Origin of the sequence: Arthrobacter sp. NPDC092385, from assembly GCF_044755105.1 — a bacterium.
In the GTDB taxonomy this organism is placed as follows: domain Bacteria; phylum Actinomycetota; class Actinomycetes; order Actinomycetales; family Micrococcaceae; genus Arthrobacter_D.
The window spans coordinates 34,041-47,492 of record NZ_JBIVQL010000003.1 but is presented as its reverse complement, the minus strand read 5'-3'; the positions used below and the strand labels follow the sequence as shown (position 1 = coordinate 47,492).

General features: G+C 70.0%; 12 protein-coding genes. 7 read left to right on the top strand and 5 right to left on the bottom strand.

The features are described from left to right. Positions 1 to 29: 29 nt before the first annotated feature. Genes ACIQCY_RS05275 through ACIQCY_RS05265 form a run of 3 tightly spaced genes read right to left on the bottom strand, consistent with a single transcriptional unit; the run spans position 30 to position 2,356 of the window. The gene (locus tag ACIQCY_RS05275; protein ID WP_400482840.1) at positions 30 to 1,307 is read right to left on the bottom strand and encodes an MFS transporter; all 1,278 of its coding nucleotides are present in this window, start codon (positions 1,305 to 1,307) and stop codon (positions 30 to 32) included. A gap of 34 nt (positions 1,308 to 1,341) precedes the next feature. Further along, positions 1,342 to 1,962: a DUF3027 domain-containing protein gene (locus tag ACIQCY_RS05270; RefSeq protein WP_400482839.1), complete on the bottom strand. Its 621-nt coding sequence runs from the start codon at positions 1,960 to 1,962 to the stop codon at positions 1,342 to 1,344. A gap of 10 nt (positions 1,963 to 1,972) precedes the next feature. After that, on the bottom strand, positions 1,973 to 2,356 hold the full coding sequence (locus tag ACIQCY_RS05265; RefSeq protein WP_400482838.1) for a cold-shock protein: 384 nt from the start codon (positions 2,354 to 2,356) through the stop codon (positions 1,973 to 1,975). 174 nt (positions 2,357 to 2,530) lie between these two features. Between ACIQCY_RS05265 and ACIQCY_RS05260 the strand changes: the two genes are divergently transcribed. The 6 genes from ACIQCY_RS05260 to ACIQCY_RS05235 all read left to right on the top strand — a co-directional run bounded on the left by ACIQCY_RS05260 (position 2,531) and on the right by ACIQCY_RS05235 (position 9,691). Beyond that, positions 2,531 to 2,809: a hypothetical protein gene (locus ACIQCY_RS05260; RefSeq protein ID WP_400482837.1), complete on the top strand. Its 279-nt coding sequence runs from the start codon at positions 2,531 to 2,533 to the stop codon at positions 2,807 to 2,809. Between the two features lie 75 nt (positions 2,810 to 2,884). After that, positions 2,885 to 5,320, top strand: coding sequence for a helicase-associated domain-containing protein (locus ACIQCY_RS05255; protein WP_400482836.1), 2,436 nt, complete (start codon positions 2,885 to 2,887; stop codon positions 5,318 to 5,320). After that, positions 5,313 to 6,968 (top strand): DNA repair helicase XPB, encoded by a 1,656-nt coding sequence (locus tag ACIQCY_RS05250; protein WP_400482835.1) that lies wholly within the window; start codon positions 5,313 to 5,315, stop codon positions 6,966 to 6,968. Before ACIQCY_RS05255 ends, ACIQCY_RS05250 begins: the two co-directional genes overlap by 8 nt. 59 nt (positions 6,969 to 7,027) lie before the next feature. Then, positions 7,028 to 7,741, top strand: a complete 714-nt coding sequence (locus ACIQCY_RS05245; RefSeq protein ID WP_400482834.1) for a response regulator transcription factor — start codon at positions 7,028 to 7,030, stop codon at positions 7,739 to 7,741. A gap of 9 nt (positions 7,742 to 7,750) precedes the next feature. Next, positions 7,751 to 9,337: an ATP-binding protein gene (locus tag ACIQCY_RS05240; RefSeq protein ID WP_400482833.1), complete on the top strand. Its 1,587-nt coding sequence runs from the start codon at positions 7,751 to 7,753 to the stop codon at positions 9,335 to 9,337. Between the two features lie 63 nt (positions 9,338 to 9,400). Continuing rightward, positions 9,401 to 9,691, top strand: coding sequence for a WXG100 family type VII secretion target (locus ACIQCY_RS05235; protein ID WP_400482832.1), 291 nt, complete (start codon positions 9,401 to 9,403; stop codon positions 9,689 to 9,691). A gap of 183 nt (positions 9,692 to 9,874) precedes the next feature. On the opposite strand, the gene groL is transcribed toward ACIQCY_RS05235, so the two are convergent. Continuing rightward, positions 9,875 to 11,512 (bottom strand): chaperonin GroEL, encoded by a 1,638-nt coding sequence (gene groL, locus ACIQCY_RS05230; protein ID WP_400482831.1) that lies wholly within the window; start codon positions 11,510 to 11,512, stop codon positions 9,875 to 9,877. Between the two features lie 337 nt (positions 11,513 to 11,849). On the opposite strand from groL, the gene ACIQCY_RS05225 reads away from it, so the two are divergent. After that, positions 11,850 to 12,617, top strand: coding sequence for a TM2 domain-containing protein (locus ACIQCY_RS05225; RefSeq protein ID WP_400482830.1), 768 nt, complete (start codon positions 11,850 to 11,852; stop codon positions 12,615 to 12,617). A gap of 181 nt (positions 12,618 to 12,798) precedes the next feature. Here the strand turns inward: ACIQCY_RS05225 and ACIQCY_RS05220 are convergent, their stop codons facing one another. Beyond that, complete coding sequence (locus tag ACIQCY_RS05220) at positions 12,799 to 13,431, bottom strand: LytR C-terminal domain-containing protein (protein WP_400482829.1); 633 nt, start codon at positions 13,429 to 13,431, stop codon at positions 12,799 to 12,801. Positions 13,432 to 13,452 lie beyond the last annotated feature (21 nt).

The window sequence follows — 13,452 nt, the reverse complement described above, 5'->3', positions numbered from 1 at the left end:
GACCCGCCGTCGAGGGGACACCCGTGACGCTACGGCGTCCCCTCGGCCGCGCCTGCTTCGTGGTCGAGCCGCAGGCGGCGGGGCGCCGTGCGGTCGTAGCGCAGCCGCACCTCGTGGTACCGCCAGGCCCAGAAGATGCCGACAGCGGCAGCGATCAGCCCTGAAGCGGCGGCGACGCCGAGGCTCCACCTCGGGCCGAACATGTCCGAGACCCAGCCCACGACCGGCGCACCCAGCGGTGTCCCCCCAAGGAAGATGGCGAAGTACAGGGCCATGACGCGTCCTCGCATCGCCGGATCGGTCGTCGTCTGGACGTAGGCGTTGGCGCTGGTCATCAGCGTCAGCGCGAAGAGCCCCACCGGCACGAGGGCCAGCCCGAACAGCCAGAGGTTCGGCGCCAGGGCGGCCAGGATGCAGGCGAGCCCGAACGCGGCCGATGCCCCGAAGATGAACCGCAGGCGCGGCCGGTCCCGTCGGGCGGACAGCAGGGCGCCCGCCACCGACCCCACGGCCATCACCGAGGACAGGACCCCGAACACACCGGCGTCCTGGCCGAACTCCGTACGGGCCATGGCGGCGATGAAGACGGCGAAGTTCAGCCCGAAGGTGCCGACGATGAAGATCGCGAGCATGACCACCAGGAGGTCCGGCCGGTGCCGCACGTAGCGGAAGCCGGCGCGGATCCGGCCCTTGCCCGGGGCCTGCCGTGGCTGCCTGTTGAGTTCGGAGCTGCGCATCGCGAGCAGCACGTACACCATGGCGCCGAAGGTGAGGGCGTTGATCATGAACACCCAGCCCGGGCCGACTCCCGCCGTGAGCAGTCCGGCGATCGCGGGGCCGATCAGGCGGGCGCCGTTGAAGGATGCGCTGTTGAGCGCCACGGCGTTCGGCAGGTACTCGTCACGGACCAGCTCGGACACGAAGGCCTGCCGCGCGGGGGCGTCGAAGGCCGAGACGACGCCGAGCGCGAGGGCGAAGGCGTAGACGTGCCACAGCACGGCGATGTCGAGGAGGACCATCAGGCCGAGGCCCACGCCCAGGAGCGCCATCGCGACCTGCGTGGTGGCGAGGAGCCGCCGCCGGTCCACCGTGTCCGCGATGAGACCGGCCCACGGGGCGATCACGAGCTGCGGGCCGAGCTGGAGGGCCATGACGATACCGAGGGCGGAGGCATTCTGCGGCGTGAGGATGTCGTACACCAGCCAGTCCTGCGCGGTGCGCTGCATCCAGGTGCCGACGTTGGAGATCAGTGCCCCGATGAACCAGAGCCTGTAGTTGTGGATCCCGAGCGATCGGAAGGTGGTCAAGCCCCTCCCCTCCCGTTCCGGCGCCACTGGTTCCTCACTCGGCGTCGGGCTGGTCCAGCGCGTCGTCGATCGACCCGGCTGCGTCGTCACCCGACGGCGCCTCGGTTCCGGCCGGCTGTGCCTGCGCATCCTCGGCGGGAGCAGCGTCCTCGATGGGAGCAGCATCCTCGGCGGGAGCAGCATCCTCGATGGGAGCAGCATCCTCGGCGGGAGCAGCATCGTCGGTCTGCGAGTCCTCGGGACGCACCCGCTCCGACCAGGGGAGCCATTCGGGCGCCAGCAGTGATGCCGCGGACGGCAGCAGTCCCACCTCGCAGACCGTGACGTCCTTGCTGCGCGCCACGCGGGCCACGCTCGCATACCACTGCCAGCCTCCGTACCCGGGAACGAAGGCTTCGAACCGGTGCGTGACGAGGCGCTCGCCCTCGACGACCGCGGAGACGTGCCGGCCGACCTGCGCCTCGGGTGCTATCTCGAGGACGCCGAGGCGGGCGCGGTCCACGGCGGCTTCGAGCACGGCGTCCGTCTTGGGGATGCGGCGCGCTGCGCGTGGTCTGCGCGGCGCCTCGGCGCGGACGGCTGCGTCGTCCGCGGCACGCGCGTCTCCGTCGGTCGGGGCAGTGCCTTCTGCTGTCTCCAGGTTGCTCGAGGTCATAGCGGAAAGCCTACGCGTCGAGGTCGTCGGCAACTGCCCTCAGGACGGCCGCGACCTTCGTAGCGTGTGCCTTCTCCGGGTAGCGCCCCTTGCGGAGGCCGTTCGACACCGCGTCGAGGAGCTTGATGAGGTCCTCGGTGATGACGGCCATGTCATCCGCGCTCTTGCGCGTGGCCTTGACCACGGAGGGAGCCTGCTCGAGGATGCGGGCGGACAGCGCCTGGAGTCCGCGGCGCCCGTCCGCCACGCCGAACTCGAGCTTGGTCCCGACCTTGACCTCGCTCACCCCGGCGGGAAGTGCCGAGGCATGCAGGAACACTTCCTTGCCGTCGTCCGTCGTCAGGAAGCCGAAGCCCTTGTCCGTGTCGAACCACTTAACTTTGCCGATGGGCACGTCGTCTACCTCTTCTTAGCTGTACCGGGCGGCGGGCGCCTGCGGTCTGGATCCCGGCCGCGCGGCACCGCCGGGTGCCTGGGCGCACTGCCACCGCAGGGGGAAGTCTGTGCCTCCTAGGATATCGCTTTTCGGGCGGCCGCCCCGCCGTGGTTCTTGTAGTCTGGGACGGCTATGATCCCAGACGAACCGGCAGCGAGCCCCTCGACCGACCAGCCCGAGCCCGGCTCCGGAGCCGAGCGGTCCTCCCCCGGCCGATCCGCCGTGATGGTGCTCGCCGTGGCGTTCGCGGCCGTCGGGCTGCTCTCCCTGGCCGCCATCCTCGCCACGGCTTTCCTCCAGGGAACCGTCTGGCCGGGCTTCGTGCTCGCCACCTACTTCTGCCTGCCGATCGCCTTTTTGCTGATGGCCGCGCTCATCATCTGGTCGGCCATCTCCCGCCGCCGCTCCTGAGCGTCCCGGCGCCGTCCCGTGATCGACGGGTCCATCTCCGGCGCCGTGTCGGAGGTGCCGGGTAGCCTTGGAGCGATGTCCGCAATCCGAGCACTGGCCGAGCAGCTGGCACTCCGGAGCGATGACGACCTGCGCCGCCTCCTCGCCGTCCGGCCCGACCTCATCCTTCCCCCGGTGCCGGACTTCGCCGCGCTCGCGGCACGCGCCTCCACGCGCGCCAGCCTGCAGCGTGCCCTCGACAATGTCACCCGCCCCCAGCTGCAGGTCCTCGAGGCGATCGTGGTCCTCACCGAGGACCACGGCGGCGCGGTTCCACCCGAGAGCCTGGCGGCTGCCGTCTCGACCACGCAGGGCGAGGCACTCGACCTGATCGTCGCGGGACTCGTCGAGCGGGCGCTCGTCGTCGGCACCGCGGCGGAGGGTCTCCTGCCGGTCGGTGCACTGGCCGAGGCGCTCGGCCCCTACCCCGCCGGCCTCGGAAGGCCCTTCCGCACGCTGGCGCGCTCCATCCCCCGCTACGGGCCGTTCCTGATCCACGCCGTGCCCCTCGTGGCCCCGGAGGTCGACGTCAACGCCCTGACGTCCGCATCCGCCGCGCAGGTCCTGGACGGCGTGGCAGCGGACCCGTCGGCCTGGAACCGGCTCATCGCCGGGGCGCCCGAGGACGCGGTGACACTGCTCTCGCGGCTGCGCGACGCCCCGGTCGGTTCGACGGCGACGGGTGACGACGGCGGTGCCTCACCCGCCGTACGCTGGCTGCTCGACCGGTGCCTGCTCGCACCGCTGGACGCCCTGCACGTCGAACTGCCGCGCGGCGTCGGGCTGGCCGTCCGTGGACATGCCGTGTACGCGTCCCTCGAACTGGATCCACCCGCAGCGACCGCCCGGACCACGCGCGCAGCACTGCGGGACAACGCAGCCTTCGGCGCGATCGCGGAGACCCTCCGGCTGATGACCGCCCTGCTCGGGTCCGTCGCCACCACTCCTGTCGCCACCCTCCGCTCCGGCGGAGTCGGCGTGCGGGAACTGAGGCGTGTCCGGGAGTCGCTGCTCAGCAACGACGGCGAGACCGCCTGGCTCCTGGAACTCGCGGCCGCAGTGGGGCTCCTGACCCTCGATCCCGACGACTCCCGCTGGAAGGTCTCGCGCCTCGACGCCTGGGAGGCCCTGGACCGGGACGCCCAATGGCTCCTCCTCGTCGAGGGGTGGCTCGCGGTGGACCGCGCTCCGGCGCTGATCGGCTCCCGGCTCCCGGACGGCACCGCGATCAACGCCCTTGCCGCGGAGGCGTCGCGGCCTGATGCGCCGATGGTGCGCCAGCGGCTGCTGGCCGTCGCCCTGGACCTCGCCGGCCCGGGCTCGGCTGGCGACAGCTCGCCCGACGGCGACGTCGTCGGATCCGCTGCCGTACCGGTCCTCACCGAGCAGTCGGTCCTCGCGCTCGCGACCTGGCACCAGCCCCGCCTGAACCGGCGTTTCACGCGTCTCCTGCCGGGCATGCTGGCGGAGGCCGCATCCCTCGGGCTGACGGGCGGCGGAGCGCTCACGGAGGCCGGACGCCTCGTCGCGGAGGGGCGCTTCGAGGATGCTGCCCTCGCCGTCCGGCGGGCCCTGCCGGATCCGGTGTCCCACGTCGTCCTGCAGGCAGACCTCACCGCCGTCGCGCCCGGGTACCTCCAACCCGAGGTGGCCCGCGGGCTCCTGCGCATGTCCACGCCCGAGGGACAGGGCCCCGCCACCACCTACCGGTTCTCGGCGGACTCGATCCGCGCCGCCCTCGACGCCGGCGAGGACGCCCCGTCGATCCTCGCCTTCCTGCGGGCCCACTCGGCGACCGAGGTCCCACAGGCACTGGAATACCTCGTCGAGGACACCGCAACCCGCCATGGGAGGCTGCGGGTGGGCCGGGCCGGCAGTTATGTGCGCACGGAGGACGACGCCGTCGCCGCCGCGGTCCTCGCGGACCCGCGGGCGCCGGCGCTCGGGATCGTGCAGGTGGCTCCGACCGTCCTGGTCTCACCGGCCTCGGCGCAGGAACTGACCGCGCTCCTGCGCGACCTCGGCTTCTCCCCCGCGTCGGATGCCGTCGGCGCCCTCGGTGCCACCGGAACCGCTGCCGCGGACGGCCCGGAGCCGGCCGGACCCGCCCGGGTCCCGCCCGGGCAGCTCAGGTCCCGCCTCAATCCCTGGTCCGTGGCCGAGGAGGAGATCAGCGCGCAGCTCGCCGCCCTCCGTTCCGCGGGGCCGGGTCCCGCGGACCTCGCGACGGGCTCGGACAGCGAGACGCTCCTCGGTCTGGAGACGCTGAGGGCCGCCATCCGGACGCGCAGCCGGATCCGCCTCGGCACCGCCGACAGCGAGGGGAATCACGTGCGCCAGGTGCTTGTTCCACTCTCGGTGTCGGGAGGCCGCCTGAGGGTGTTCGATCCCGAACAGCAGGTGGAGAAAGTCGTGTCCGTACACCGTGTCATGGACGTTGAGATCCTCGAAGGGAGCCCCGCAGATGGTTGACGGGCCACTGATCGTCCAGAGCGACAAGACCATCCTGCTCGAGGTGGACCACGAGCAGGCCACGGAGGCGCGCCATGCGATCGCCGCCTTCGCCGAGCTGGAGCGGGCTCCCGAGCACGTGCACAGCTACCGGCTCACGCCGCTGGGGCTGTGGAACGCCAGGGCTGCGGGGCTGGACGCCGAGCGCGTCCTGGACACGCTCCTGAAGTACTCGCGCTTCCCGGTGCCGCACGCCCTGCTCATCGACATCGAGGACACCATGTCCCGGTACGGGCGCCTCCGCCTCGAGAAGGATCCCCAGCACGGCCTCGTGCTCCGCACCACCGACTACCCCGTGCTCGAGGAAGTCCTGCACGCCAAGAAGATCCAGCCCCTGCTCGGGCCGAGGATCGACGGCGAGACCGTCGTCGTCCACTCCTCCCAGCGCGGGCAGCTCAAGCAGCTGCTGCTCAAGCTCGGCTGGCCGGCCGAGGACTTCGCGGGCTACGTCGACGGCACGCCGCATCCGATCGCGCTCGAGGAGGACGGCTGGACGCTGCGGCCCTACCAGCAGCTCGCGGTCGAGAACTTCTGGTCCGGCGGGTCGGGCGTCGTCGTGCTCCCGTGCGGAGCGGGGAAGACCCTGGTGGGGGCCGCGGCGATGGCCACGAGCCAGACCACCACGCTGATCCTCGTCACCAACACCGTCTCGGCGCGGCAATGGAAGGACGAGCTGCTCAAGCGCACGTCGCTGACGGAGGAGGAGATCGGGGAGTACTCCGGTGCCGTGAAGGAGGTGCGGCCCGTGACCATCGCGACGTACCAGGTCCTCACCACCAGGCGCGGCGGGCTGTACCCGCACCTCGAACTGCTCGACGCCAACGACTGGGGCCTGATCGTGTACGACGAGGTCCACCTCCTCCCGGCGCCGATCTTCAAGATGACCGCGGATCTCCAGGCGCGCCGCCGGCTCGGACTCACGGCGACCCTCGTGCGCGAGGACGGCCGCGAGGGCGAGGTCTTCTCGCTGATCGGCCCGAAACGGTACGACGCCCCGTGGAAGGACATCGAGGCGCAGGGCTACATCGCTCCCGCCGACTGCGTGGAGGTCCGGGTGGACCTGCCGCGCGACGAGCGCGTCGCGTATGCGATGGCCGACGACGCCGACAAGTACCGCCTGTGCGCGACGTCGGACACGAAGTCGGACGTGGTGGAGAAGCTCGTCGCCGAGCACAAGGGCGAGCAGCTGCTGGTGATCGGCCAGTACATCGATCAGCTCGACGACCTCGCGGCACGGCTCGACGCCCCCGTGATCAAGGGCGAGACGTCGGTGAAGGAACGCCAGCGCCTCTTCGACGCCTTCCGCGCCGGTGACATCCAGGTGCTCGTGGTCTCCAAGGTGGCGAACTTCTCGATCGACCTGCCGGAGGCCTCGGTGGCGATCCAGGTCTCCGGCTCGTTCGGGTCCCGCCAGGAGGAAGCCCAGCGCCTCGGCCGCCTGCTCCGCCCCAAGACCGACGGCCGTGCTGCCCGCTTCTACACCGTCGTCGCCCGGGACACGCTGGATCAGGATTTCGCCGCCAAGCGCCAGCGCTTCCTCGCGGAGCAGGGCTACGCCTACCGCATCCTCGACGCCTCGGGGATCGGGGACAGGGAGCCCAGGGACTAGCGAGCGATCCTACAGCCAGCATTCAGCATGCTCACAGACAATCTGCGGATACTGGTGCAGTGAAGAAAACTGGCCCTGAAGCGAAACTGCTGGTCGTCGACGACGAACCGAACATCCGCGAGCTCCTCTCGACCTCGCTGCGGTTCGCCGGCTTCGACGTCGTCTCCGCCGGGAACGGCCGCGACGCCCTCGCGGCCGCCGAGACGCACAATCCCGATCTCGCCGTGCTCGACGTCATGCTGCCGGACATGGACGGATTCACCGTCACGCGCCGGCTGCGTGCTGCCGGGCGGCACTTCCCCGTGGTCTTCCTGACCGCCCGCGACGACACCGATGACAAGGTCACCGGCCTGACCGTCGGTGGCGACGACTACGTCACGAAGCCGTTCAGCCTGGACGAGGTGGTGGCCCGCATCCGCGCTGTCCTGCGCCGCACCCACCCCCTCGGGGACGACGACGATGCCGTGATCCGCGTCGACGACCTCGAACTCGACGACGACGCGCACGAGGTCCGGCGCGGCGGAGAGGTCATCGACCTCTCCCCCACGGAGTTCAAGCTGCTGCGCTACCTCATGATGAACCCGAACCGTGTCCTCTCGAAGGCGCAGATCCTCGACCACGTCTGGGAATACGACTTCAACGGGGACGCGTCCATCGTGGAGTCCTACATCTCGTACCTGCGGCGGAAGATCGACAGGAACCCGGACGCCGTCGCCCTGATCCAGACCAAACGCGGCGTCGGTTACCTGCTCCGGACCGCCGACAAGCGGTAGCGCGCTCCCTTGGTCACGCGTTGGAACGCGGCGTCGCTCCGCTCGCAGCTCGTCGCGATCATCATGCTGCTCATGATCGTCACGGTGGGCATCACCGGGCTGGCCACCGTGTCCCTCCTGCGCGACGGGCTGATCGACCGGGTCGACGCCGATCTCCAGAACAACGCACAGGCCGTGGCGAAGACCCTCTTCCTGGAGGAGCCCGCAGCGGAGGGTGTCGCCCTGCGCTACTACGCCGCGGTCCTCGACACGAGCGGCAGGCCCTACGCCGCCAACCAGGCCACCGACACGACCGACGTCCCGGATCTCTCGGGGTTGACGGTCGAGCGGATCGACGAGCTCGACGGCGCCGGCTTCAACCTCCCGGGTGAGCATTCGAGCACGGAGGACTGGCGGGCGAAGACGCTGACCTTCGCGAGCGGTGACGGCTACCTGGTCATAGCCACCCGGCTCGACACCGTGAACGAATCGCTGCAGGAAGCCTCCGAGGTCATCTTCACCTCGGGCCTCGTGACCACGGCCCTCGCCTCGCTCATCGCCTTCGTCACGGTGACCCGCCAGTTCGCGCCGCTGGCGCGGGTCGAGCGGACCGCGGCCGCCATCGCCGCCGGTGACCTCTCCCGCCGCGTCGCCGTCGAGCGTCCCGCCACGGAGATCGGCAGGCTGTCGCGGTCCCTCAACGCCATGCTCGCGCACATCGAGCGGGCGTTCGCAGCGCGGACGGCATCCGAGACGAAGATGCGGCGTTTCGTGGCCGACGCCTCCCACGAGCTGAGGACTCCCCTCGTCACCATCCGCGGGTACTCCGAGCTGTACCGGCACGGAGCGCTCCAGAAGGACGAGGACGTCGCCGCGGCGATGGGCAGGATCGAGAGCGAGGCCATCCGCATGGGCCAGTTGGTCGAGGACCTGCTGACCCTCGCGAGGATCGACGAGCAACGGCCCCTCGAGATGAAGCCCGTGGACCTCATGGTGCTCGGTCACGACGCCGCCTTCGACGCCCGCGCGACCGCCCCTGACCGGCCCATCACCGTCATGGGCCTCGACGGCGGCACGCCGCGTGCCGCCCCCACGAGGGGCGACGAGGCGCGCCTCCGCCAGGTGGTCGCCAACCTCATCACCAACGCGCTGCGCTACACGCCCGAGGGCTCACCGATCGAGATCGCCGTCGGAGTCGCACCGGTGCTGCACGGCCACAGCGATTCCGTCCTCGAGGTGCGCGACCACGGTCCGGGAATCTCGGAGGACGACGCCGCAAAGGTGTTCGAGCGCTTCTACCGTGCGGACACCTCGCGGCATCGGGAGACCGGCGGCACGGGTCTCGGCCTTGCCATCGTGGCCGCGCTGGTCGCCCAGCACGACGGCACGGTACGGCTGGAGGAGACCCCGGGCGGCGGGGCCACCCTGTCGATCCGGCTGCCGCACGTCTCGGACGACGGCGCTGACGACGACCATGCTGACGACGACGGTGCCGGCGACGGCGCTGCGTCGCCACAGCCCGGACCGGACCAGGAGCACGCCTTCTCGAACGGCATCACTCCTCCACAGGCCCCCTCGTCGAAGCCGGTTATCCACAAAGGCCGTGACGACCGCTGACATCGCTCCGCCCTGCCCTAGCGTCGGGAACGTCAAGAAAGCGCGAGCACACGGGAGCACAGCATGGCATTCTTTCACGTAGACACCGACAGCCTGGCCGCCAAGAGCAGCCAGGTGCAGGGCACCATCGGCAGGCTCCAGGCGGAGGTGAACTCCATGCAGGCCGGCCTGCGTGAACTCGAGGGCCTGTGGACCGGTCAGGCCGCCACCAACTTCCAGCAGCTGATCCTGCAGTGGCGCGCCACGCAGCAGCAGGTCGAGGAGTCCCTCACCGGCATCAACGAGGCCCTCAACGTGGCCACGCAGCAGTACGCAGACGCCGAGCTGAGCAACGCCCGCATGTTCATGAGCTGACGCAGCGGCGCCGAGCGGGCCGGCGCCGGGCCACCAGAGCCGTCCGCGGCATCCGTCCGTGCCGTAGACGACGAAAGGGCGGCACTCCCCTCGGGAGTGCCGCCCTTCTCGTGCCGGCCGATCAGTTCATGCTGGCCGAGCAGTTCGTGCCGGCTGATCAGTGGAGCGTCAGCGGTGGAGGGACTAGAAGCCGCCCATGCCGCCCATGCCGCCCATGTCGTCGCCGCCGCCGCCGGCAGGAGCTGCCTTCTCCGGCTTGTCGGCCACGACGGCCTCCGTGGTGAGGAACAGTCCGGCGATCGACGCTGCGTTCTGGAGAGCCGAACGGGTGACCTTCACGGGGTCGTTGACGCCTGCGGCGAGGAGGTCCTCGTACACGCCGGTAGCAGCGTTCAGGCCGTGGCCGGCGGGCAGGCCGCGGACCTTGTCGACGACGACGCCGGGCTCGAGGCCGGCGTTGAACGCGATCTGCTTGAGCGGTGCGTCGATGGCGACGCGGACGATGTTCGCGCCCGTTGCCTCGTCACCCGTGAGCTCGAGGTTGGCGAAGGCCTTGGCGCCGGCCTGGATGAGGGCCACGCCACCACCGGCGACGATTCCCTCTTCGACGGCAGCCTTCGCGTTGCGGACGGCGTCCTCGATGCGGTGCTTGCGCTCCTTGAGCTCGACCTCCGTGGCGGCACCGGCCTTGATGACTGCAACACCGCCGGCCAGCTTGGCCAGGCGCTCCTGCAGCTTCTCGCGGTCGTAGTCCGAATCGGAGTTCTCGATCTCGGCGCGGATCTGGGCCACGCGACCGGCGATGGCGTCGGCGTCGCCGGCTCCTTCGACGATGGTGGTCTCGTCCTTGGTCACGACGACCTTGCGCGCGGTACCGAGCAGGTCGAGGGTAGCGGTCTCGAGCTTGAGGCCGACTTCCTCGGCGATGACCTGGCCACCCGTGAGGATGGCGATGTCGGCGAGCTGGGCCTTGCGGCGGTCACCGAAGCCCGGAGCCTTGACGGCGACGGACTTGAAGGTGCCACGGATCTTGTTGACCACGAGGGTCGCGAGGGCTTCGCCTTCGATGTCTTCGGCGATGATCAGCAGCGGCTTGCCGGACTGCATGACCTTCTCGAGGACGGCGACGAGGTCCTTCACGTTGCTGATCTTCGAGTTGACGATCAGGATGTAGGGATCCTCGAGGACCGTCTCCTGGCGCTCGGCGTCGGTGACGAAGTAGCCCGAGATGTAGCCCTTGTCGAAGCGCATACCCTCGGTGAGCTCGAGTTCGAGGCCGAAGGTGTTGGACTCCTCGACGGTGATGACGCCTTCCTTGCCCACCTTGTCGAGGGCCTCGGCGATCAGGTCACCGATCTGCTTGTCACCAGCGGAGATGGAAGCCGTGGCAGCGATCTGCTCCTTGGTCTCGATCTCCTTGGCCGATGCGAGCAGTTCATCGGTGACGGCCTTGACGGCCTTCTCGATGCCGCGCTTGAGGCTCAGGGGGTCAGCACCGGCCGCGACGTTGCGCAGGCCTTCCTTGACGAGGGCCTGGGCGAGCACGGTGGCGGTGGTGGTTCCGTCGCCTGCGACGTCGTCCGTCTTCTTGGCAACTTCCTTGACGAGCTCGGCGCCGATCTTCTCGAACGGGTCGTCGAGTTCGATCTCCTTGGCGATGGACACGCCGTCGTTCGTGATGGTGGGTGCGCCCCACTTCTTCTCGAGCACGACGTTGCGGCCACGGGGGCCGAGCGTTACCTTGACGGCGTCAGCGAGGATATTGAGACCCCGCTCGAGGCCGCGGCGGGCCTCTTCATCAAAAGAAATGATCTTGGCCATAACGGCTTAGGTCCTTTCGGGACGGTTGCATTTCAGCACATTAATGCTTGCCTGCGTGTGGTGCCCGCGACGGCCGGGCAGGGCCTGGACGATCTCTTTCACGTCCCGAGCTCCACCCCCACCACAGAGGTTTGCCTGCTTCACCCACCGCGCGCAGCTTTAGCAGTCTGCGCGCGCGAGTGCTAACTCAATAATTAGCACTCACACCCCGCGAGTGCAACCTGCTCGGGCTCCCCCGGGCTCGTACATCGCGTGGTCGTGCGGGAGCCACCGGCCCGCGTAGCGCAGATTCCGCGGAGGGCATAGGTTGGGCGGACAACGAGCCGAGGGAGGCACAGTGTCGACGTCAGCAACCGGTCCTGGCAACGGGGACTACGACGAGCAGGGCGGCGGGGAGGGTGCCTCCGGCGGCGCGTTCCATGAGCGCGATTCCGCATCAGGGCATCACGGCCCCGACGGCGGCCGGCCAGGAACTCCCGGCACCCGGGGTCTCGGCGGAGAACCCGCTCCGGCGGGTCCGGCCGCGGACCTGCCGAACGCGCCGGATCAGCACGAGCAGCGGCCGCCGGCGGGCCAGGACCCGTACGTGCCGGGACAGGATCCCCACACCGGGCGAATGCAGGGCGGGTATGGCCAGGATCCTGCCGGATCGGCCCCCGCCCCGCAGGGCGGGTACCAGCAGGGCGGGTACCAGCAGGGCGGGTACCAGCAGGCCGGGTACCAGCAGGGCGGGTACCAGCAGGGCGGGTACCCGCAGTCCGGCTACCAGCAGGCCGGGTACCAGCAGGGTGGGTACCAGCAGACCGGGTACCAGCAGGCCGGCTACAACCAGGGTCCTTTCAGACGGCCCTACGGACCGCAGAAGTCCCGGGTGATCGCCGGCGTCCTCGGAATCCTGCTCGGCTCCCTGGGGATCCACAGGTTCTACCTCGGGTTCACCACCATCGGAATCATCCAGATCCTGATGTCCACCGTGGGAGCTGCTTTCACCTTCGGGCTGAGCGCCGTCGCGGCCGGGATCTGGGGCCTCATCGAGGGCATCATGATCCTGGTGGGCTCCGAGCCGTTCCGGAAGGACGCGCAGGGCATCCCGCTCAAGGATTGAGGTCCACAGCGGGTGGAGCCGTTGGGCATCGCCCGCTGCGGGCGATGCCGAACGACGGCGTCACACACCGCCCCGCGGACCGTGCCCGTGATGGGAGGACAGCACTCGCGATGGTGCTGCAGGCCCGCAGGGCGCCCGGACCGGACGCGGAGGCTTCGCACCTCGGGCCGCACCGCCTCGGTTACTGGAACTCCGGCCCGAGGACCACCGAGATGTCCTGTGAGACGTCGGGGCTGTCGATGAGGTTCGTGATGCCGAGGTCCTCGGCCACGGCTTCGGCAGCGGCGCGCTGTGCCTCGCCGTTGTAGAAGACCACGGAGGCGTCCAGTGGGGTCCCGGCCCAGTTGCCCGGAAGCGCGGACGACCATCCGGCCGAGGCCAGGCGTCCTGCCGCCACGGACGCGAGGCCCGGGGCGCCGGTGCCATTGAGTACGTTGACGGTCTGTGTCCGGTCGAGATCGTCCGCCCGGTCGGTCGACGACGTCGCCTCCGCGTCCGCCGATTCGTCGTCGCCCGCCTCACCTGTTGCTTCGGACGTGGCCGTCGGAGCCGGTGACTCCGCCTCGTCCTGGGACGGACCGGCGCTCGACGCGATGTCCGACGGCGCCGCAGCGGATTCGCCCCCTCCCCCGGCAATGCCCAGGCGGGGAAGGATGAAGTAGGCGCCGAGGCCGATCAGGAGGGCGAGTGCGCCCACCGTGATCTTGAGCCCGAGGCCACTGGACCGTGCGGGGATGAGCCGCTCACGGTGGGTTCCCTGGCGCGCGGAAGACTCCGGGACCTTGTCGAATTCGTCCCGCGCGTAGTCAGTCATGGGTGAGGATGGTCCTTCGCT

Excerpts from the sequence above, each read along its gene's own strand:
- ACIQCY_RS05270 (WP_400482839.1), bottom strand. The coding sequence starts at position 1,962 with ATGACCTCGAGCAACCTGGAGACAGCAGAAGGCACTGCCCCGACCGAC.
- ACIQCY_RS05260 (WP_400482837.1), top strand. The coding sequence starts at position 2,531 with ATGATCCCAGACGAACCGGCAGCGAGCCCCTCGACCGACCAGCCCGAG.
- ACIQCY_RS05255 (WP_400482836.1), top strand. The coding sequence starts at position 2,885 with ATGTCCGCAATCCGAGCACTGGCCGAGCAGCTGGCACTCCGGAGCGAT.
- ACIQCY_RS05250 (WP_400482835.1), top strand. The coding sequence starts at position 5,313 with ATGGTTGACGGGCCACTGATCGTCCAGAGCGACAAGACCATCCTGCTC.
- ACIQCY_RS05235 (WP_400482832.1), top strand. The coding sequence starts at position 9,401 with ATGGCATTCTTTCACGTAGACACCGACAGCCTGGCCGCCAAGAGCAGC.
- groL (WP_400482831.1), bottom strand. The coding sequence starts at position 11,512 with ATGGCCAAGATCATTTCTTTTGATGAAGAGGCCCGCCGCGGCCTCGAG.
- ACIQCY_RS05220 (WP_400482829.1), bottom strand. The coding sequence starts at position 13,431 with ATGACTGACTACGCGCGGGACGAATTCGACAAGGTCCCGGAGTCTTCC.